This is a genomic window from Caulobacter sp. P4_E5 (assembly GCF_056401555.1).
This window is the reverse complement of sequence record NZ_JBFUJD010000038.1, coordinates 24,545-44,899: the sequence shown is the minus strand read 5'-3', so window position 1 is coordinate 44,899 and position 20,355 is coordinate 24,545. Positions and strand designations below refer to the sequence as shown.

Genomic DNA, 20,355 nt, shown 5'->3' with positions numbered 1-20,355 from the left:
CCTGCGGCGTGGGCCCCTCCCTCTCTCTCAGAGAGAGGGATTTTGAAGACGCGGTCGTCAGGCCAATATGGTCTGGTCAGTTGCCTCAGGTCAGTCGCTAAAATGGCGCGAGTGGTCTGAACTGTTCTGGTCCGTTCAGGCCCTGAAATCCCGAAATTCACCGGTAAAATGACCGTTCTTCTTTGAACAGGCGGCGTGCGCTGTCGTTTGGCGCCAAGAAAACTATAGATTAATCAATCAGTTGCTGGATCACTGCCGCTCGCTCACCCTCTTTCACAAGGTCAGACCTCAGTGTCAGACGTGTTGTTGACGCGTGGACCGATTTGGGAGAAGCTCTGGTAGCGCTAACAATTTCTGTCGGCGCCCAAAAAAGCAAAATGTTCGCCGGATGGCGGGCTTCGTTAGAGGGGATCAACAATGCAACGGCTGTGTATGACTGCGCGCCTGCGACGCGCTGCGCTGCTCGGGGCCACGATGCTGTCCGGGCTGGTCGCCGTGGAGGCCCACGCGCAAACCGCGCCGGCTCCGGCCCAGGCCGCCCAAAACGCTCAAGGGGCCGACACCGTCGAGGAAGTCGTCGTCACCGGTTACCGCAAGAGCCTGGCGCTCTCGACCGTCGCCAAGCGCGAGACGACCGGCTTCGCCGACGCCATCTTCGCCGAGGACATCGGCAAGTTCCCCGACTCCAACATCGCCGAGTCGTTCAACCGCATTCCCGGCATCACCATCACCCGCGACATCACGGGCGAAGGCACCAACGTCGCCATCCGCGGCCTGGGCTCGAACTTCACCAATGTGACGCTGAACGGCGCCTCGATCGCGGTCGCCTCGTCGGGCGCCACCGACGCGCAGGGCACCGACCGCTCGGTCGACCTCAGCTTCTTCCCGACCGACCTGTTCACCAAGCTGACGGTCAACAAGAGCTATTCGGCCGGCCTGCTGGAAGGCGGCGCGGCCGGCAATATCGACATGCGCTCGGCGCGTCCGTTCGACCGTCCCGGCCAGCACCTGACCCTCAACATCCAAGGGGTCAAGCCCAGCGGCGCGGATCTCGGCGGCAAGGGCTCGGTGATCGCCAGCAAGACCTGGGACAATTTCGGCGTCCTGTTCGGCATTTCCGGCCAGCGGCTCAAGACCGACACGCGCGGCTACGAGACGATCGGCTTCACCAACCCAAACCTGTCCGTGCCGAGCACCGACCCCGCCAGACCCGTTCCCAATCCCCAGTGCCTGGCGACGGGCTGTAACGCCACGGGCGGCGGCAACTGGACGATTCCGGGAACGGTGCCGGTCGGCGCGGGCGGCGGCCTGGTGGCCGGCCAGATCATCGACCAGGCCTTCCTGCTGGCGCACAACCCCGGCGCCTCGATCCAGCAGATCGACAACGGCCTGCTGCCGCGCCTGGGCCGCCCGTCGGCCGAATATGGCCGCCGCGACCGGTTCAACGCCGTGACCAGCCTGGAATGGAAGCCGACCGACAGCCTGAACTTCTACGTCGACGGCATGTACGGCTACAAGAAGAACGACCTGCTGCGCGAGGACATGGCGTGGATCGTGCGCAACGGCGCGATCATTCCGCTCAACACCAAGTACGACAAGACCGACTGCTCGGCCGGCTGCACGGTCACCCAGGGCACCTACGCCAACTCGCAGTTCTTCCTGGAATTCCGTCCCTATCTCGAAAAGACCGAGCTGTGGGGCGTCAATCCGGGCGGCGAGTGGCAGATCAACGACAAGCTGAAGGTCGAGGCCCAGGCCAACTACACCAAGAGCACCTTCCACCGCGAAAGCCCGACCTTCGGCCCGGTGACCGCGCTGGGCGTCGGCACGACCGTCGACTACACCTACAATCCGAGCGGCATCCCGACGATCAAGAGCAGCGTCGACCTGAACAACCCGGCCAATTTCGTCTGGACCGGCGGCCGGTTGAACATGCAGGACGAGAAGCGCTGGTATGAGACCAAGGGCGCCCGCGCCGTGGTCACCTGGGGCGACGAGCAGCTGAACCTGAAGTTCGGCGGCAACTATGACGACGTCTCGCGCACCATCCGCGGCTACGACAACACCACGCCGTGGCAGAACGCGACCTGCGGCAACAATCCCAGCATCAACCTGCCGTCGCCCAACGGCCAGCCGCCCTGCCAGGGCCTGAACCAGCCGGGCGCCGCGCCCTCAGCGTCTTATCCGAGCTATCCGGGCTACGGCACGAACTATACGGCCGGCAAGACCGGAACCCAGACCTATGCCGGCTCGCTGATCCCGACCACCAGCCTGGCCAGCTATCTGAAGCCCGGCCCGGCCGGCTTCGTCACCGTCGACTGGGACAAGGTCAAGCAGGCCACCAACTACGACGCTCTGCATGACGCCTATGTCGAGACGGGCGGCTCCAACACCGGCGCCAGCGGCGGCTCCATCAACGAGAAGAACAGCGCGGCCTATACCGAGCTGAACGGCGTCACCCAGGTGATGGACAGCGACCTGCGCTTCAATGTCGGCGTCCGCTACGTCCATACCAAGCAGACGATCGGCGGCCGCATCTCGCTGGCGGACCCGCGGAATACGCCGCCTCCGCCGGTCCCGGGGCAACCCTCCCCCGGGCTGCCGGACGGCGCTCGCTATCCGAACATCGTGAACTTCGTCTACATCGAGAACACCTATTCGAAGTGGCTGCCAGCGGCGAACATCGCCTATGACGTCGGCGAGCACGCCGTGGCGCGGGTCGCGGTGTCGGAGACCATGACCCGTCCGGATCCGGCCGCCCAGCTGCCGGGCGTCAGCTTCGGCGCGCCGTCGGCTGACCAAGCCACTATCGGCAACTCGGCGCTGAAGCCGTACTTCTCGAAGAACATCGACCTGGGCTTCGAGTTCTACACCGGCCAGGAAGGCGTGATCGCGGTCAACGCGTTCCGCAAGTCGCTGACCGGCTTCACGACCAACAACGTCGTGACCCAGCCGTTCGCGTACCTGGCCCAGTACGGCATCAACTACGACACCCTGAACGACACCCAGAAAAAGGCGATCGACTCGCGCGGCGGCCCCACCGCGGCGCAGGTCCAGATCCAGTCGCAGATCAACGTGCCCAACAAGCTGACGATCAACGGCTTGGAATTCCAGTGGGTGCAGCCGCTCGACTTCCTGACCAGCCGGTTCGGCGTCGAGGGGCTGGGCGTCAACGCCAACGCCACCATCGTCGACCAGACCAGCAACGGTCCGGCCATCGCCTACGGGGTGGCCAAGTACACCTACAACCTGACGGGCTATTACGAGCACAACGGCGTCAGCCTGCGGCTCAGCCACGTCTATCGGAAGGGCTCGCAGTCCAGCGGCGCCAACCAGAACGGCATCGGGTCGGCCGCCCTGTTCGCGGACGACTACAAGCAGACCGACTTCTCCTCGAGCTTCGATCTCGAGAAGATCTTCGGCCTCGGGCGCATGCCGCAGCTGACCTTCAACGTGACCAACATCACCAACGAAAAGCTGCGCTCGCACTTCCAGTACGACAACGCGACGTTCACCTACTACAAGCCCGGCCGCCAGTTCCTGTTCGGCCTGCGGGCGACCTTCTAAGGCCGGGAGGCCGGCGCTTCGGCGCCGGCCTTCACCACTTCGGTTCCCTCCGCCCGCCGCCTCCGCGTTCCCWTGGAGTCGGCGGGTTTTTTTGTATTTGGCGTCCCTGCGACGCCCCTGGCGGACAATCTGTCGCAAGGCTGGAAGCCTCCCGGATTCAGGATTGTTAACCGCGCCAAGCTTAAGCTCCGAGCGTGCAAGGAGCACTTCCATGACCCACGCCGCCCGCCACACCTCGGTCAAGGTTCCCACGTCCAACCGCTCGTTTCTCGGGCTTGGCGAGTCCCTTCTGCACATGGCGCTTTCGGCGGCGATCCCGGTCAGCGCGGTGGTCTTCGTGGTGCTGAGCTTCTAGGGCTCGGCGCGAAGCGAGACGCCGACCAGGCGCACAGGTCCCAGCAGGCCGGACGGCAGCAGGGCCGAGTCCGCGCGATAGGGCGAGACCGGCGCGAAGGCGACCGGCTTGGCGCCAGGTTGCTTGTCGCCGATCAGCCGGTTGGGCCAAAGGTTCACCACCGCGATCGACAGCGCGTTCTTGCCCGGCTTCAAGGCGTCCGTGATGTCGACGCGGTAGGGCGCATGCCAGGCGGTCGCGACCGGCTTGCCATTGACCGAGACCGCCGCCAGTTCCTTGATCTCGCCGAGGTCCAGCTCGATCCGCCGGCCGGCCTTGAGCCAGCCGCGCTGGATCCGGACGTCCTTCTGGTAGGTCGCGACCCCGGAGAAATACTTGATCCCCGGATCGGCCGCTTCCGGCCACGAGATCAGCGTGTCGAACACCGCGCTTTCGGGCGCGCCGCGCTTGGCCTCGAAGCCGACGCGCCAGGGGCCTTCCAGGGTGGCCAGCGTGCCGGCCTGGCGCGGCGGCGCGGTCCAGGCCTGCTGGCGCGCGGGCTTGTCGAACACCACGAACACCGCCTCATGCCCGGCCAGGTCCATCTGCGTGCGGACGCCGGCGGCGGTCTGCTCGTAGCTGAGCGCCTGCCGCTGGCCCGTCTCGGCGCGCCATAGTTCCGGGGCGCGCCCCTCGACCCGGAAGACGGCGTCGACGGCGCGGGGCTCGGCGCTCTGATTGGAGACGAAATAGAGGTCGGCGTCGGCGGTGCGGCGATGCAGGGTCAGCAGATCGGCGCCGGCGGCGGCGTCGCCGAACGCGACGTCCGGGGTGATCTTCTCGGCCGCCAGGGCCGAGGCCAGGTCGGCATAGACGCGGCCCTGGCCCAGGCTTCGGCCCGTCGCGCCGTCGCTCCAGATCTCGTCGGCGAGCTTGGCGACCTCGGCGTCCGGACTGGCCATGCCCAGGCCGCCGACCGGACGCTTGCCAACCAGCACCGCGCCGTCGGCGACCAGGGCGCGGATCTTGCGCAGGGCGGGCAGGCTGAGCCGCCGAACGGTGTCGGGCAGGAACAGGACGCGATAGCTCATGCCGCTAGGGGTCACCAGCCGCCCGTCCTTGACCGACAGCAGGGTCAGCAGCGCCTCGGCGTTGATGTAGTCGTAGGCGTAGCCCTTGGGGACGTCGGTGTTGACGCGGTCCTTGAACAGCTCGGTGAGATTGCGCTCCTCGCCGTAGACATAGGCCACGTCGGCGACGAACCGGCCCTGCTGCAGCATGTACGAGGTGCGGCTCAGATAGCTGACCCAGGGCCCGGCCTGCTCGGCCCAGGTCTCGTTGCGATTGAAGTACTGGCCGAAGATGAACAGGCCCAGGCCCGGCTTGGCGTCGACCAGCGGCTGCATGTGCGACTCGTGCATCAGGATGCGGTTGACGCCGCGCGCGAAGATCTCGTCGGCGACCGGCTTCAGCATGGCCGGCGAGAACGACCAGGGGTCCTGCATGGCCGCCACGGTCAGGGCCTCGGCGGCGACCAGCGGCTTGCCGTAGACGTGGGCGGCGGAGGCGGCCTCCTCGAGATCGGCCTTGAGCGGCGGCTGGCCCGGGGCCGTGGACCAGGGGCGGTACCAGAACTCGGCGGTGGGGATGTCGGCGCGGGCCTTGGCTGTCATGCCGTCGACGATGGCCCGCGGATAGTCGCCCTGAACCTCGGTGTAATAGCCCATCCCGCGAGCCTTCAGCGCCTGGGCCAGCACCGCGTAGTGGTTGTCGACCACCAGGTCCTTCAGCGTCTGGCGGAAGTCGAACAGGAAGCGCTCGGAGGCTTCGGCGCTCTGGACCAGCCGCCCGGTCAGCACTGGCAGCCACGGCGTCGGGTCATAGCCCCGCCGGGCGCGGAACTCGCCTAGCATGGCCGGCGTCCAGTTCTGCACGCCCGCTTCCCAGCTGTCGGTGAGCAGGGTCTGGACGCCCTTGGGCCCCAGCGCGTCGCCGCTGGCCTGCAGGTAGAGGTCCAGATAGTGGGCCAGGTAGCGGCCGACGGCGGCGGCGTCGAGCTTGTCGACCTCCAGGCCCGTGGCGCTGGGTTCGGCCGGGGCGTTGACCGCGCCGGTCAGCGACCAGCCCAGCCGGACGATCGTCCAGCGGCCCTTCGGCGGGGTCCAGTCCAGCGTTCCGTCGGGGCGAAGCTTGCCGGTCAGGTCGACGACCTTGGCCGGGTCGATCAGCGCTCCGGCCGGCGCCGTCATCGGCTGACCGCCCTCGTGCACGCTAGGCGAAAAGCCGGCCTTGGCTTCGAAGCCGTCGATCCGCGCGCCTGTGTGCAGAGCCAGGCGCGAGATCGGGTAGCTGACCTGCTTGGGGCGCCCCATCACCTTGGCGACGGGCGGCTGGAAGTCCTCGGGCGGCGCGGCGAAGCGCAGGCGCAGGCGCTGGGCGCCGACCGGCGAGAAGGCGATCGTCTGCTGCGGCGCGCCGTGCGCCAGCGGGCCGCTGGTCGCCTCGACGACGCCGGCGCCGACGGCCTTGAAGACCCCCGGCGCGGTCTCGGCCTCGATCGTGAGCCTTGCGCCGAACTGGACGCTGAGCGAGACCGCGCCCAGCGTCACGGCGGTGGGAAACCTCGCTTCCAGCCAGACCTCGGTCTCGCCCTGGGCGGGCGCCAGCTTCAGCGACTGGCCCTCGGCCGGCGCGCCGGGAACCGTCTCGGCCAACGTGGCGGGGCCGGCCTGGGTGGTCCACAGCGGCGCGGCGGGGGCGGTCTCCAGCGGTGGGATCGGATAGGCGAACACCGCCGCCTCGCCATAGGCCTCGACCGCGGACTTGCCGGTCTTGGCGCCCTGGAAGCCGCCGCTGGTCCGGGGCGGAGCGGGGAGGGCGATGGGCGCGCCGCCGCCCTCGACGATGGTCTCGCTCCAGACGTACTTCTTCATGCCGTCGGCGGGCGGAACCCACGGGCCGCCGGTCTCGCTCCAGCCCGGCGAGCCGGCGATGCCGACCTCCATGTCGGCCGCGCGGGCCTGGGTCACCGCCTGGCGGAAGATGGCGCGCCATTCGGGCGACATGAACGGGATGGGCTTGTCGACGACGATCGGCTCGGGAAGCTTGCCGCCGGAAAAGGCATGGACGCCGCCGACGCCGATCCGCCGCATCCAGTCCAGGTCGAGGCGGGCGCCTTCGGTCGAGACGTTGCCGCTCATCCAGTGCCACCAGACGCGGGGCTTGGCGCTGTTGGGCGGTGTGGCGAAGCCGGCCGCCAGGTCGTCGCCGGCGGGCGCGGACAGCGCCGCGCGCGGCTCGACCATCAGGGCCGAAGCGCTGAGAAGCGCCAGCAGGAGACGACGCTTGGCCTGCGCGCGGCCGATGCCCGTGGGCGCCAAATCGTCCTCCCCCCGTCTGTCCGCCGTCGGCACGATGGCGGTTTTGAGCTGTGTTATTGAACGAATGTGTACGATAACCGTCGCCGTCTCGTCAAACGGCTTCGGTGGGGCCCCGGCGCGGGCGGTGAGGGCGCTCACACCTTCCGGCTTGGCGCTTGCCGCCTTCGGCACACGCCTTCAGGACCCGCGCGTGCTGACCTGTTCGCGCCTCGCGACGCATTTAATTGACCACGATCGTTTAATTTAACTTGCCAGCCAAAGCGCGGCCATTGATGATCCTGGTCGCGGGGCCCGAAGCGGCTCCCGGCCTGGCTGTCGAGCGCGCGAAGACGCACCGGGGACGGGCCAAGGGCAGTGTGGAGGAAGCATGATGAACCGACGGGATCTTATCGCCACGGCCGGCGCCCTGGCCGGCGCCTCCGCCCTGTCCGGCGCGGCCTGGGCGAAGGCTCCGCTGCCGGCGCTGCCCACCGAGACCGTGGATGTCGACCTGACCGCCGACGAGGGGGCCCTGGCCCACATCTGGTCCGAGTGCGTCGGCTCCGACCGGGCCGGCCTGACCATGCGCGAGGAATGGCGGCTCGACGCCAAGCGCGCCTACAAGGAGGCCGGCATCAAGCGGGTGCGCTTCCACGGCATTTTCAACGACGACGAGATGGCGGTGCGGCCCAAGGGCGCGATCGGCGCCGCGGGGCAGAGCTTCAACTTCCAAAACGTCGACACCGTCTATGACGGGGTGCTCGAGACCGGCATGAAGCCGTTCGTCGAGCTCAGTTTCATGCCCAGCAAGCTGGCCAGCGGGACCGCCAATTTCGGCACGTATCGCGGCAACATCACCCCGCCGGCGTCGCTGGACGACTGGAAGGCCTTCGTCGCCATCTTCGTGCGTCACCTGGTCGACCGCTACGGCGTGGCCGAGGTGCGCCAGTGGTATTTCGAGGTCTGGAACGAGCCCGACCTGGGCTTCTTCTGGAGCGGAACCCAGCAGCAGTATTTCGAGCTCTACAAGGCCTCGGTCGAGGCGGTGCGCAGCGTCGACCCGGCCCTCAAGGTCGGCGGCCCGGCCACCTCGAAGGTGCAGTGGATCCCCGAGTTCCTGGCCTATTGCGCCCAGAACAGCCTGCCGGTCGATTTCGTCTCGACCCACCTCTATGCCGGCGACAACCAGGTCAAGGTGTTCGGTCAGGCGGGCAAGTATACCCAGAACGAGATCTACGCCGCGGCCATGAAGCAGGTCAGCGACCAGATCGCCGCCAGCGCCTACAAGACCGCCGAGCTGTGGCTGGGCGAGTGGTCGTCCGACAGCCCGGCGATGATCGCCCACATCATCAAGGGCTGCCTGCCCTATCTGAAGGGCATGTCCTACTGGCAGGTCAGCAAGTTCGAGGAGGTGCTGGTCCCCAACTTCATCTTCAAGGAGGGCGACAACGCCTGGGGGCTGTTCTCGGCCCGCAACGTCGCGCGCCCGACCTTCAACACGTTCAAGCTGCTCAACAGGTTGGGCGCGCGGCGCCTGAAGGCCGAGGGTCCCGCCCTGGCCTCGCGGCGGACGGGCGGCGGCAGCGCGGTCATGGTCTGGAACCTGGCCGACGCGCCGCAGGCCAGCGGCATCCCCGGCGCCAACAGCGTGCGCAAGGTGGTCGGCGAGGCCAAGCGCTATCGCGTGCGGCTGAAGGGGGCCAAGCCGGGCCAGGCCGTCAAGGTCAGCTATGTCGACATGGAGCGCGGCTCGCCCTATCCGGCCTGGCGCGCTCTGGGCTCGCCGCAGTATCCCACCCGCGAGCAGCTGGCCAAGATCCGCGCGGCCGCCGAGCTGCCGGCGCCGCACGTGCTGAAGCTGAGCGCCACGCGCGAGCTGGTCATCGACCTGCCGCCCGAGGGCGTGGCTCTGCTGGAGCTGGCCTGACTATCCTAGCCGGCGCGCCAGGCGGATTGGCCATCGATCAGGAGGCGCGCCATCATGTCGGCCGCCGCCTCGCACGCCGCGTCGGTCACCTCGCCGACGCCGGCCTCCTGGCGGATCCATCCGACCAGGCCCGAGGCGAACAGCTTGGCGGCCAGCAGGGTCTGCTCGGAGGGCGCGGCCTGGCCGTCGGCCCGCGACAGGCGCGTGGCGATCGCCCGGACGTTCAGCATGTAGCCCATCTCGTGGAACAGGCGCGCCAGCTCCGGAAAGCGCGGCCCCTCGGACACCACCAGGTGGTCGAAGGCGCGGATCTCCGGCTGCCTCAGGGCCTGCAGCATCGAGACGGCGCGGTGACGCAGCCAGGCCGCGATGTCCTCGTCGGGGCGTTCGTCCTCGATGGCGCTGTCGGCCGCCGCGGCCGCCTGCCAGGCCTGGATCCGCGCCTCGACGATGGCCTGGAACAGCGCGTGCTTATTGGCGTAGCGGGCGTAGAGGGTGGCCTTGGACACGCCGGACGCGGCGACGATCGCCTCCATCGAGGTGTTGGCGTAGCCCTGCGACAGGAACAAGGCCTGGGCGGTCGAGAGGATGGTGTCGGCGATCGCCGCCAGCTGGGCGGCGCTGGGGCGCCCGCGCCGGGCCGTGAACGGCGCCTTCGCCTCGGCCGCGCCCGCCTGTTCGTCGCCCATGTCGCCCGCTCCCTCGCCTGCCTCTTGCTAGCGGCTCGGGGGAGGGGAGTCACCCGGGCTGTCGGCCCCGCGCGTCCGAAATTGGCCTGACCAATTTGCATGTTGTGCCGGCTCAGGCGAGCCAGCGCGTCGGCAAGCGAACGAATTCGACGTGAGCGTCTAGATCGCGGCTACCAGGCCACGCGGCCGTGGAACAGCACGTCGACCGCGTGCTCGGCATAGGCCATCGCTTCCTCGTGGCTGATCTCGCGCACGCGCCGGTGGGTGTCGTACCAGCCGGTCAGCATGGCCATCAGCATCTCGGCCACCCGGGCCGGATCGCGGGGCGGGGCGGGGAAGTTGCTGGTGCTTTCGACCAGGCCGCGGGTCAGCAGGTCGATGGCGCTGCGATGGCCGGCCTCGTGCAGCGCCCGGGCCAGTTCGCCGCCGGCGTCCGCGCTGCTGGTCAGGACGCGCTGGAAGGCGTGGATCTCTTCCGAGGCCAGCGATTCCAGGATCGAGCGGGCGATATGGTTGAGGCGCTGCTTGAGATCCGCCGGCATCGGCCCGTTGCGGGCGTCGGCCGCGGCCTGCCAGGCCTGGACGCGGTCGGCGACCACGGCGTGCAGCAGGGCTTCCTTGGTGGGGTAGCGCGAATAGAGCGTGCCCTTGGCGATGCCGGCCGCCGCGGCGACCGACTCCATCGGGGTGGCGTCGAAGCCCATGGCCAGGAAATGTTCGCGCGCCGCCGCCAGGATGGCCGGGTTGATCGCCTCGGAGCGGGCGGTGGTCGGGCGGCCCGGGCGCAGCGGCGCTTGCGGCGCGGCCTCCTGCGGGTCTTGGCCTTCGGTGTCTTGCGGGAGCGCGGCGGTCATGGACCTTCTAGGCAAGTCGGTATCCAAATCTTTCGGCGCGAGCCGTGAGTCCAGCTCTCACGATTGTCGCGGGTGGGGCAACCCGATTCATCCGACCGGGCCGTCGAGCCGCGATCCTACAACATTTCGCGAGAAAATCGACCGGTGTCGTACAATTGCAGTTGCCTTTGTCCGGACCCTTGCCATGATCGCGGCCGAGGAACGTCCACAACAACGAGAACCCCCATGCGCCTAGCTTCCCTCGCCCTCGCCGCCGCGCTGCTGGCCGCGCCGGCGACCGTCCTGGCCCAGGCCGCCCAGACTGCGCCGGCCGCCGCCGATCCGGCCAGCCTGCCGGGCGCGACCCAGGCCGCCAAGTTCAAGACCGGCGAAACCACGGTCGGCGACATCCTGGACAACCCCGCCGCGACGGCGGTGGTCAAGAAGCACCTGCCCGAGCTGGTCGCCAACGAGCAGATCAACATGGCGCGCGGCATGACCTTGAAGGCCATCCAGCAGTACTCGGCCGACACCGTGACCGACCAGAAGCTCACCGAGATCGACGCCGACTTCGCCAAGCTCGGCGCGAAGTAGGACCTTAACGACCGACGCCCCGGCGATCGCATCGCCGGGGCGTCTTCGCGAGCCATCTTCGGGTCGGGCGCCGCGACTGACCTCGCCGCGACCGCGTCGCCGGGGCGGCGGATCGCCATCAATCATACATCAGCGTCAAATTGTCGTCCTGACGACCGCGTTTTCGCGTGGTCTCGTCGGGGCGCGCCGGCCTGCGCCCTGTCGGCGAGCGAGCCCATGGCGCCTTATTGAACGGTTCCGTCTCTTTTTGGTTGACCACTGGTCAGGACAGTTTACAACGCCAGTCAGCGGCGCCGGCCTAGCTTACGGGCGCCGTGAACGCTTCGCGAAAAGCTTCGCGGGCGGATTTCCGCCGGCCCGAACAGTACGGGCGCGGCGACAAGGTGAGACCGGCTTTTAAAGGCCGGCGCGAGTGGACGGAGACGAACGGGTGCTTCCGCGCTTCGTGGACGGTGAACACCGTCCGGCCCACCGCCGAGTTCGCCTTGCCCGAGGGGGCGCGGGCGAGCCTGGCCCGGGCGCGAAGGCTCGTGGCCGTCTTCGAAAAACAAAACAGGTCGCCGGCCCATCGGAATGCGCGGCGATCGCCGGGCGTCGGGCCGGCGCAAGAACAGGGAGGGTGAGATGAACAACACTCGGATCATGATGCTCGCGGGGGTCAGCGCTCTGACCCTGAGCGCCGGCGCGGTCCAGGCGCAGACGGCGGCCAAGCCGGCGGCCGCGGAACCGCTGATGGTCGGCGAGGTGATCGTCACCGCCCGCCGGCAATCGGAAAACCTGCAGAACGTGCCCACGACGGTCTCGGCGGTCAGCGGCGACTCGCTGAAGAAGCTGGCGATCACCCAATTCCAGGACGTCGCGGCCCTGGTGCCGGGCCTCAGCCTCGGCACGTCCAGCGTCACCGCCGGCCGCTCGCCCGCGCCGTCGATCCGYGGCGTCTCCTACGACGCCAGCACCCAGGCCTCGCCGACGGTCGACATCTATCAGAACGACGTGCCGATCGACGGCGGCGTCGCCTTCCAGGCCGTCTATGACGTCCAGGCCATCGAAGTGCTGCGCGGCCCGCAGGGCACGCTGCGCGGCCGCACCGCGCCGTCGGGCGCCATCACCCTGACCACGCGCCGCGCCGACACCCACGACTACGGCGGCTATGTCAGCGCCCAGGCCACCGACCACGGCGGCCGCAACCTGCAGGGCGCGGCGAACATCCCGCTGATCGACAGCGTCCTGGGCGTGCGCCTGGCCGGCGTCATCGACGAGAACAAGGGCGACTTCGTCACCAGCCTCAACAGCGCCTTCCTGCCGGTGAAGAGCACGCGCAGCGGCCGGATCAGCGTCAACTTCACGCCGACCGAAACCTTCGACGCCTCGGTCACCTATCAGAAGCTGAACAGCCACAAGCGCCAGTTCACGCAGATCGAGGGCAACGGCGCGCCGGGCGGCGTCTCGGCGGCCGCGCCGGCGGGCTACAACGGCCCAGTGATCACCGCCTCGCAGCGGCTGGACGTCGATGACTCACCGCGCTTCAACTACACGGACAACGACTTCCTGGGCGCCCAGGCCAATTGGGAAGTGCTGGGCCAGCGGCTGAGCTATGTCGGCGGCTACACCAAGGGCGACGCCACCACGGTCGGGGCGCTGGACTATGGCAACGTGCTGATCGGGCGCAGCTACTTCCAGAACCTCAACACCAAGAACTCGCAGACGACGCACGAAATCCGGCTGTCGTCGGTCGGCAGCGACCGCCTGATCGACTACACGGTCGGCTACTTCTACTCGAAGACGCCGAGCAAGACCGGCGGGACCCAGGTCGCCTCGTTCCTGCCCGGATCGTTCGGCTCGCCCGGGGCCCCGGCCAATCCGCGCGTGCTCGACAGCCGCTTCAGCCTGCCGACCCTGATCACCGTCAACAACAACGCGACCGAGAACTCGGTGTTCGCCAATGTGCGCGTGCACCTGGGCGAGGCGACCGAGATCTCGGGCGGCGTGCGCCACATCGTCTCCAAGGTCGACAACGTTCAGACCGTGTTCCTGGGCGCCGGCATGATCTCGCGCGCCATCGGCTTCCCGTGCTCGGCCGCCGGCTTCGCCAGCACCTATGGCGGCGGCTTCTGCGACATCCCGATCGCGGCCGGCACGACGCCGGTCCAGAACAGCTCGCAGAAGAACACCGAGAAGCCGACGGTCTACAACCTGTCGATCTCGCACCGCTTCTCGGACCAGGTGCTGTCCTACGGCACCTTCGCCACCTCGTGGCGGCGCGGAGCCAACAACTTCGCCCTGGCCAACGCCGAGAACGACCCGGTCCTGACCAGCCTGATCTTCCTGCCGGACGAAAAGTCCAAGTCGTTCGAGACGGGCATCAAGACCAACTGGCTCGACCGTCGCCTGCGCCTGAACCTGGCCGCCTTCTACCAGAAGTACGACGGCCTGCTGTTCCAGGTGACCTCGATCCCCTACCTGCAGGCGAACGGCGCGACCGTGTCGGTGTCGAACTCGACGTTCAATGTCGGCGCCGACTCGGTGGTCAAGGGCTTCGACTTCGACGGCGCCTTCCAGGTCACGCCGAACTGGAGCCTCAACGGCGGGATCAGCTACGCCGACGGCAAGGTCGACAACGACACCGTGCCGTGCCGCGACGGCAATTTCGACGGCGTTCCGGACTCGGGCGTCCCGACCCTGGGCGACTTCCGGTCGCGCAACATCCACGTGGCGACCTGCAAGTCCAACCAGGCGACGTCGCGCGAGCCGCTGTGGAGCGGGACGCTGCAAAGCGAATACTGGCGCCCGGTCGGCGGGGTGGAGGCCTATGTCCGGGGCCTGCTCAGCTACTATCCGGAGAACAAGCGCCGGAACGCCAGCTACACGGTTCCCAACTACGGCCTGCTGAACATCTTCGCCGGCGTGCGCTCGCCGGACGGGGCCTGGGACCTCAACGTCTTCGCCCGCAACCTGACCAAGACGGGCGTCGAGACCAGCCGCGACGTGGACTACACGACCCCGGCCGGCGGGGTGGCCACCTTCTTTGGCCAGAGCGGCTATCGCTGGACCAGCTACACGTCGCCGCGGGAGATCGGGGTGTCGCTGCGCTACGCCTTCGGCGCGCGCTGACCGCGCGACGCTCGCGGGATCGGAAAGGGCCGGCGCTTCGCCGGCCCTTTTTCGTTGGCGCCCCCTTTCGTTGGGGGGAGCGCTGCGCGGCGGAATCTATGCGCCGCCGCCGGTCAAAACCGAGGCTTGACAATACCGGCCCGCTCAACGATCAGATAAATGAACGCTACCGTTCAATTATGGTCGCGGGAACGGTCGGGAGGAAACCATGGACGGCGCGCCATTGATCGGCGGCACGAGGCGACGCGCTGCGTCGCGACGTCCGGACGCCTGCCTCGCCGCCGCGCGGCTGACGGCGCTGATGGCGGGCCTGGCGCTGGCCGGATGCGCCGCCCCGCCCAAGACCGACCTGAGGCTGCCGGTCGCCTACGAAGGCCCCCCGGCGCCGCCGGTGGACTTGGCGTCGGAGACCGCGTCGCTGGATCGCTGGTGGACCCGGTTCGGCGACCCGCTGCTGGACCAGCTGGTCGACGAGGCGCTGGCCACCGGCCTGGACGCCCGGGACGCCGCCGCCCGCCTGGCCGAAGCGCGGGCCGCCAAGTCCGGCGCCCTGACCAGCTTCCTGCCGCAAGGCGATCCCAGCGCCTCGTACCTGAAGCAGCACACCAAGACGGGCGGGCTCGCCAAGGACCTGCGCATCACCGCCGGCGATTTCGACGTCAGCTGGCAGGTCGACCTGTTCGGGCGGCTGCCCACCGCCAGCAAGGCGGCCAAGGCCGATTTCGCCGCCGCGCGGTTCGCCTATGAAGGGGCCCGCGCCTCGATCGCCGCCGAGGTCGCCGACAGCTACTTCCAGGCCCGCGGCCTGGCCATCCAGCTGCAGGACGCCCACGAGAGCGCCCGGGTCCAGAAAGAGCTCTACGACATGACCGAGCGGCGGGCGCGAGCGGGGCTGTCGGCGCTCGCCGACGCCGACCGGGTCGCCGGCGACCTCTCGCAGTCCAACGCCCGGGTGGCGTCGCTGGAGGCGCAGCTGCAAGCCCAGAAGCGGGCGCTGCTGATCCTGGTCGGGCGGGTGATCGACCCCACCGCCGCGATCGCCATCGCCGCCGATGTCGGGGTCGCGCCGGCTCCGCCCGCCCTGGTGCCCGGCGACCTGCTGACCCGCCGTCCCGACGTGCGCGAGGCGCAGGCGCGGCTGGCCTCCGCGTCCGGTCGGGCCAACCTGGCCCGCCTGGCGCTGCTGCCGACGGTCAGCTTCATTCCCGGCCTCGGCTATTCGCGCCCCTCGACCGGCGGCGCGACCACCACCACCAGCCTCGGCCTGGCCCTGAGCCAGCCGCTGTTCGACATGCCCAGGCTGTTGTCGCAGGCGGGCGTTCAGAAGGCCCGGGCCACCCAGGCGGCCATCGCCTACGAGCGGACGCTGCGCCAGGCCTTCAAGGACTCCGAGGCCGCGCTGGTGGGGCTGGACGCCGACCGCCGCCAGGTCGCCCTGCTGGCCGACGGCGAGGCCCGCGCCGCGCGGGCCTATCGCGCCGCCCGCGCCAACTACGGCCGCGGCCTCACCGATCTTCAATCCACCCTGTCGGCCGAGCAGGCCTGGCGGACGACGCGCACCCAGCTGACCTCGGCTCAGGTGCAGGCCGTCCGGCGGGCCGTGCAGGCCTATCAGGCCCTCGGCGGCGGCTGGCCCGTCGATCGCTATTCGTCTGTCGTGAGCTCGAAATGACCTCTTGCAAGAAGCTCCTGGCGGCGACCCTGCTCGTCGCCGCCGTCGCGCCGGTCCTGGCCGGATGTCATCGGGCCCCGCGTCCGGCCGCGGCGCACGCGGCCGAGCTGCGGTCGGTGTCGGTGATCACCCTGGCGCCGCGCGCCGTCGCCGGCAGCCTGACCGCCACGGGCGACCTGACGCCGCGCGAGGAGGCCGCCGTCACGCCCGAGGTCAGCGGCTATCGCGTCGTCGCCGTGCTGGCCGATGTCGGCGACACGGTCCGGGCGGGACAGGTGCTGGCGCGCCTGGACCCGGCCCTGATCGAGGCCCAGATCGCCCAGCAGGCCGCCCTGGTCGCCCAGGCCGAGGCCCAGGCCGCCCAGGCCGTGGACCAGGCCAACCGCACCAACGGCCTCGACGGCTCGGGCGACCTGGCTCAGGAGCAGATCAACCAGCGGCGCTTCCAGGCCCAGGCCGCTCAGGCCACGGTCCAGGCCCAGAAGGCCGCGCTGCGCGACCTTCAGGTCCGCCGCGGCAAGCTGGCCGTGACCGCGCCGGTTGGCGGCGTGGTGCTGGAGCGCGGCGTGCGCCCGGGCGACGCGGCGTCGGCCGGTCAGGCCGCCTGGTTCCGCCTGGCGCGTGACGGCCAGATCGAGCTGCAGGCCCAGCTGGCCGAGGCCGAGCTGGCGCGGATCCACGTCGGCCAGTCGGCCAGCGTCACCCTGCCCAGCGGCGCGACCGCGACGGGCCGCGTGCGCCTGATCAGCCCGCAGATCGATCCCAAGTCCAAGCTGGGCTATGTGCGCCTGACCCTGCCGGTCCGTCCCGACATCCGCGCGGGCGGCTTTGGCCGCGCCGTGTTCGGCGACGCGGCGGACCAGGGCCTTTCGGTTCCCGAGAGCGCGGTGCGCTACGACGCCGGCGGGGCCAGCGTCATGGTCGTCGAGGCCGGCGACCGCGTGCGGCGCGCGCCGGTCAAGACCGGGGATCGCGGGGCCGGCTGGGTCCGCCTCACCGCCGGACCCTCGGCCGGCGCGCGGATCGTCGAGAACGCCGCGGCCCTGCTGGTCGACGGCGACAAGGTGCGTCCGGTGGCGAGCATGACGGGTGCGAGCCGATGATCGCGCCGACCACGGGCGACGGCCTGAAGATCTCCGCCTGGGCCATCCGCAATCCGATCCCGGTGACGGTGCTGTTCCTGGCCCTGCTGCTGGCCGGCGTGCTCAGCTATCTGCAGCTGCCGATCAAGCAATATCCCAATGTGCAGCTGCCGATGGTGTCGGTCACCGTCACCCAGAACGGCGCCTCGCCCGGCGAGATCGAGACCCAGATCACCCGCCAGGTCGAGGACGCCGTCGCCGGCGTCTCGAACGTTGAGAACGTCCAGTCGGTGGTGACCCAGGGCGCCTCGACCACCAACATCACCTTTCAGATGGGCGAGGACCTGCAGAAGAAGACCGACGAGGTCCGCACCAAGATCGAGCAGGTTCGCGCCCAGCTGCCGCGCGACATCGACGCCCCCACGGTCCAGCGGGTCGAGATCGACAGCGCCCCGATCATGACCTACGCGGTCTCGGTCGACGGGCTGTCGGACGCCCAGCTCTCGTGGTTCGTCGACGACACCATTGCCCGCGCGTTGCAGGCCGAGAAGGGCGTGGCCCAGGTCACCCGGGTCGGCGGGGTCAATCGCGAGATCAACGTCCTGGTCGACCCGGACAAGCTGACCGCGCGGGGGCTGACGGCCGCCGACGTCAACAGCGCCCTGGCCGGCTTCCAGCTGAACGCCGGCGGCGGCCGCGTCGAGATCGGCGGCCGCGAGCAGACCATCCGCATTCTGGGCCAGGTCGAAACGACGGCCAAACTGCGCGATCTGACTATTCCCACCAGCGGCGGCGGCTATGTCCGCCTGGCCGACATCGCCGAGGTCGGCGACGGCTCGGCCGAGGCGCGGGGCTTCGCCCGCCTGAACGGCCGCCCCGTGGTCGGCTTCCAGGTCATGAAGACCCGCGAGGCCAGCGACGTGGCCGTCGACGACCGGGTGATCAAGGCCCTGGCGGCGCTGGAGAAGGCCCGGCCCGAGGTCCACTTCACGCGGATCTCGGCGACGGTCGACGAGACGCGCACCAGCTTCGAGGCCACGCGCGGCGTGCTGCTGGAAGGCATGGCGCTGGCGGCGGTCGTGGTCTTCTTCTTCCTGAAGGACTGGCGCGCCACCCTGATCACGGCGGCGGCCATGCCGATCTCGCTGATCCCGACCTTCGCGGCCATGGCGTTCCTGGGCTTCTCGCTGAACGTCGTGACCCTGCTGGCCCTGACCCTGGTGATCGGCATCCTGGTCGACGACGCCATCGTCGAGATCGAGAACATCGAAAAACGGGTCGTCGCCGGCTACCAGCCCTATGACGCGGCCATGGAGGGCGCCGACGCCATCGGCCTGGCCGTGGTCGCCACCACCTTCGCCATCGTGGTGGTGTTCGCCCCGGTCAGCTTCATGCCGGGCATCGCCGGCCAGTTCTTCAAGGAGTTCGGCCTGACCATCTCGGTGGCGGTGCTGTTCTCGCTGGTCGTGGCCCGCCTGCTGACGCCGCTGATGGCCGCCTACCTGCTCAAGCCCCGGACCAAGACCCACGAACCGGCCCCGCTGCCCCAGACCTATCTGAAGGTCCTGACCTGGAGCCTGGACCACCGGATGCTGGCCTGCGCCATCGGCGGGGTGCTGTTCATCGGTTCGCTGGCCCTGCTGCCGCTGCTGCCGACGGCGTTCACCCCCGAAGGCGACCCCGACTATCTGAACCTGAAGATCCAGGGCGCGCCCGGCGCGACCATCGCCCAGATGGACCAGGCGGTCTCGCGCATCGACGCGGTCTTCGCCAAGGAGTCCGCCGTGGATGGCGTGTTCGCCACGGTCGGCTCGACCTCGGGCGACCCGTTCCGCGGCGGTGGCGGCGCGGACCTGCGCAGCGGCTCGGTCACGGTGCTGCTGAAGGCCGACCGCAAGGTGAAGGGCCAGACCCTGCGCGAGCGCTATCGCGCCGCCATCATGGCCATTCCGGACGTGCGGATCGGCTTCCTGAAGGCCGACGGCCAGGCCGGTTTCCAGCAGATCCTGACCGGCGACGACCCCGACGCGCTCACCGCCGCCGCGCTCGAGCTGCAACGCCAGATGCGCGACCTGCCCGAGATGGCCGATCCGCATCCCTCGGCGCCGCCGGTCGGTCCGGAGATCGTCATCCGCCCGCGCGCCGACGAGGCCGCCCGGCTGGGCGTCTCGGTCGACGCCATCGCCCAGGCCGCCCGCGTCGCCACCAGCGGCGACATCGACGCCAATGTCGCCAAGCTGAACGACAAGGAGCGGCGGATCCCGATCCGCGTCCGCCTGCCGGCCGACGCCCGCGCCGACCTCGACCGCGTCCGCGGCCTTCGCCTGAAGACCGCCAGCGGCGAGACCACCCGGCTGGAGGCGGTCGCCGACGTCGGCTTCCAGGCGGGGCCGGCCCGCATCGACCGCCTGGACCGCCAGCGGCAGATGACCGTCGAGGCCGAGCTGACCCAGGGCGCGACCCTGGGCTCGGCGACCAAGGCGGTGCACGGCCTGCCGATCTTCAAGGCCATGCCCGCCAGCGTCCGGCCCAGCTCGATCGGCGACGCCAAGGCGATGGCCGAGCTGTTCGGCGGCTTCGGCCTGGCGATCTTCGCCGGGGTGGCGATGATCTATGGCGTGCTGGTCCTGCTGTTCGGCTCGTTCTTCAAGCCGATCGTCATCCTGTCGGCGCTGCCGCTGGCGGTGGGCGGCGCGTTCCTGGGCCTGCTGGCCTTCCACCAGGCGCTGTCGATCCCGTCGCTGATCGGGTTCCTGATGCTGCTGGGCCTGGCGGCCAAGAACTCGATCCTGCTGGTCGAGTACGCCATCGAGCTGGAGCGCGGCGGCATGCGGCAGCGCGACGCCCTGATCGAGGCCTGCCGCGAGCGGGCGCGGCCGATCGTCATGACCACCGTGGCCATGGCCGCGGGCATGCTGCCGACCGCCCTGGCGCTGGAGCATGGCGCGGAGTTCCGCCAGCCGATGGCCGTGGCGGTGATCGGCGGGCTGATCACGTCGACCCTGCTGTCGCTCGTCCTGGTGCCGGTGGTCTACGAGTTCGTCGACGACTTCGAACAGTGGCTGCGGCCGCGCCTGGCCCGGCTGGTGACCCAGCGCGTGGTAGGGGCGGCGCTCCCGGCGGAGGGCGAGGCGAAGGCGTAGCGAGCCAATAGCGGCTTGCGATCCGTTGCGGACTTGTTTCCCAA

At 69.5% G+C, this 20,355-nt stretch carries 11 protein-coding genes; 8 read left to right on the top strand and 3 right to left on the bottom strand.

All coding sequences use genetic code 11. From position 1 onward, the window contains the following. The first annotated feature begins 417 nt into the window (after window positions 1-417). Window positions 418-3,567 (top strand): TonB-dependent receptor, encoded by a 3,150-nt coding sequence (locus AC1DSO_RS13390; protein WP_477069288.1) that lies wholly within the window; start codon window positions 418-420, stop codon window positions 3,565-3,567. 211 nt (window positions 3,568-3,778) lie between these two features. Further along, window positions 3,779-3,922 (top strand): hypothetical protein, encoded by a 144-nt coding sequence (locus AC1DSO_RS13385; RefSeq protein ID WP_477069287.1) that lies wholly within the window; start codon window positions 3,779-3,781, stop codon window positions 3,920-3,922. Here the strand turns inward: AC1DSO_RS13385 and AC1DSO_RS13380 are convergent. Further along, window positions 3,919-7,281, bottom strand: a complete 3,363-nt coding sequence (locus tag AC1DSO_RS13380; protein WP_477069286.1) for a glycosyl hydrolase — start codon at window positions 7,279-7,281, stop codon at window positions 3,919-3,921. The genes AC1DSO_RS13385 and AC1DSO_RS13380 overlap by 4 nt on opposite strands. Window positions 7,282-7,648: 367 nt before the next feature. Here AC1DSO_RS13380 and AC1DSO_RS13375 point away from each other — a divergent pair, with 367 nt between their 5' ends. After that, window positions 7,649-9,187, top strand: a complete 1,539-nt coding sequence (locus AC1DSO_RS13375) for a GH39 family glycosyl hydrolase (protein WP_477069285.1) — start codon at window positions 7,649-7,651, stop codon at window positions 9,185-9,187. 5 nt (window positions 9,188-9,192) lie between these two features. On the opposite strand, the gene AC1DSO_RS13370 is transcribed toward AC1DSO_RS13375, so the two are convergent. Together AC1DSO_RS13370 and AC1DSO_RS13365 are read right to left on the bottom strand one after the other, a co-directional pair. Beyond that, window positions 9,193-9,876 (bottom strand): TetR/AcrR family transcriptional regulator, encoded by a 684-nt coding sequence (locus tag AC1DSO_RS13370; protein ID WP_477069284.1) that lies wholly within the window; start codon window positions 9,874-9,876, stop codon window positions 9,193-9,195. A 170-nt stretch (window positions 9,877-10,046) separates the two neighbouring features. Further along, complete coding sequence (locus AC1DSO_RS13365) at window positions 10,047-10,730, bottom strand: TetR/AcrR family transcriptional regulator (RefSeq protein ID WP_477069283.1); 684 nt, start codon at window positions 10,728-10,730, stop codon at window positions 10,047-10,049. A 225-nt stretch (window positions 10,731-10,955) separates the two neighbouring features. Here AC1DSO_RS13365 and AC1DSO_RS13360 point away from each other — a divergent pair, with 225 nt between their 5' ends. From AC1DSO_RS13360 to AC1DSO_RS13340, 5 genes are all read left to right on the top strand, one after another. Beyond that, the gene (locus tag AC1DSO_RS13360) at window positions 10,956-11,303 is read left to right on the top strand and encodes a hypothetical protein (RefSeq protein ID WP_477069282.1); all 348 of its coding nucleotides are present in this window, start codon (window positions 10,956-10,958) and stop codon (window positions 11,301-11,303) included. A gap of 624 nt (window positions 11,304-11,927) precedes the next feature. Continuing rightward, window positions 11,928-14,414, top strand: coding sequence for a TonB-dependent receptor (locus AC1DSO_RS13355; protein ID WP_477069281.1), 2,487 nt, complete (start codon window positions 11,928-11,930; stop codon window positions 14,412-14,414). Between the two features lie 208 nt (window positions 14,415-14,622). Continuing rightward, window positions 14,623-16,086 carry a TolC family protein gene (locus AC1DSO_RS13350; protein ID WP_477069280.1) on the top strand — a complete coding sequence of 488 codons (1,464 nt, stop codon included), beginning with the start codon at window positions 14,623-14,625 and terminating at the stop codon, window positions 16,084-16,086. Beyond that, window positions 16,083-17,189, top strand: a complete 1,107-nt coding sequence (locus AC1DSO_RS13345; RefSeq protein ID WP_477069279.1) for an efflux RND transporter periplasmic adaptor subunit — start codon at window positions 16,083-16,085, stop codon at window positions 17,187-17,189. The genes AC1DSO_RS13350 and AC1DSO_RS13345 overlap by 4 nt, the downstream gene beginning before the upstream one ends. After that, window positions 17,186-20,311, top strand: coding sequence for an efflux RND transporter permease subunit (locus AC1DSO_RS13340; RefSeq protein ID WP_477069278.1), 3,126 nt, complete (start codon window positions 17,186-17,188; stop codon window positions 20,309-20,311). The genes AC1DSO_RS13345 and AC1DSO_RS13340 overlap by 4 nt, the downstream gene beginning before the upstream one ends. The last annotated feature ends 44 nt before the right edge of the window (window positions 20,312-20,355 follow it).

Bases quoted from the DNA above. Each gene is read 5' to 3' on its own strand.
- AC1DSO_RS13370 (WP_477069284.1), bottom strand. From the start codon at position 9,876: ATGGGCGACGAACAGGCGGGCGCGGCCGAGGCGAAGGCGCCGTTCACG.
- AC1DSO_RS13390 (WP_477069288.1), top strand. From the start codon at position 418: ATGCAACGGCTGTGTATGACTGCGCGCCTGCGACGCGCTGCGCTGCTC.
- AC1DSO_RS13345 (WP_477069279.1), top strand. From the start codon at position 16,083: ATGACCTCTTGCAAGAAGCTCCTGGCGGCGACCCTGCTCGTCGCCGCC.
- AC1DSO_RS13365 (WP_477069283.1), bottom strand. From the start codon at position 10,730: ATGACCGCCGCGCTCCCGCAAGACACCGAAGGCCAAGACCCGCAGGAG.
- AC1DSO_RS13340 (WP_477069278.1), top strand. From the start codon at position 17,186: ATGATCGCGCCGACCACGGGCGACGGCCTGAAGATCTCCGCCTGGGCC.
- AC1DSO_RS13360 (WP_477069282.1), top strand. From the start codon at position 10,956: ATGCGCCTAGCTTCCCTCGCCCTCGCCGCCGCGCTGCTGGCCGCGCCG.
- AC1DSO_RS13375 (WP_477069285.1), top strand. From the start codon at position 7,649: ATGATGAACCGACGGGATCTTATCGCCACGGCCGGCGCCCTGGCCGGC.
- AC1DSO_RS13350 (WP_477069280.1), top strand. From the start codon at position 14,623: ATGGACGGCGCGCCATTGATCGGCGGCACGAGGCGACGCGCTGCGTCG.
- AC1DSO_RS13385 (WP_477069287.1), top strand. From the start codon at position 3,779: ATGACCCACGCCGCCCGCCACACCTCGGTCAAGGTTCCCACGTCCAAC.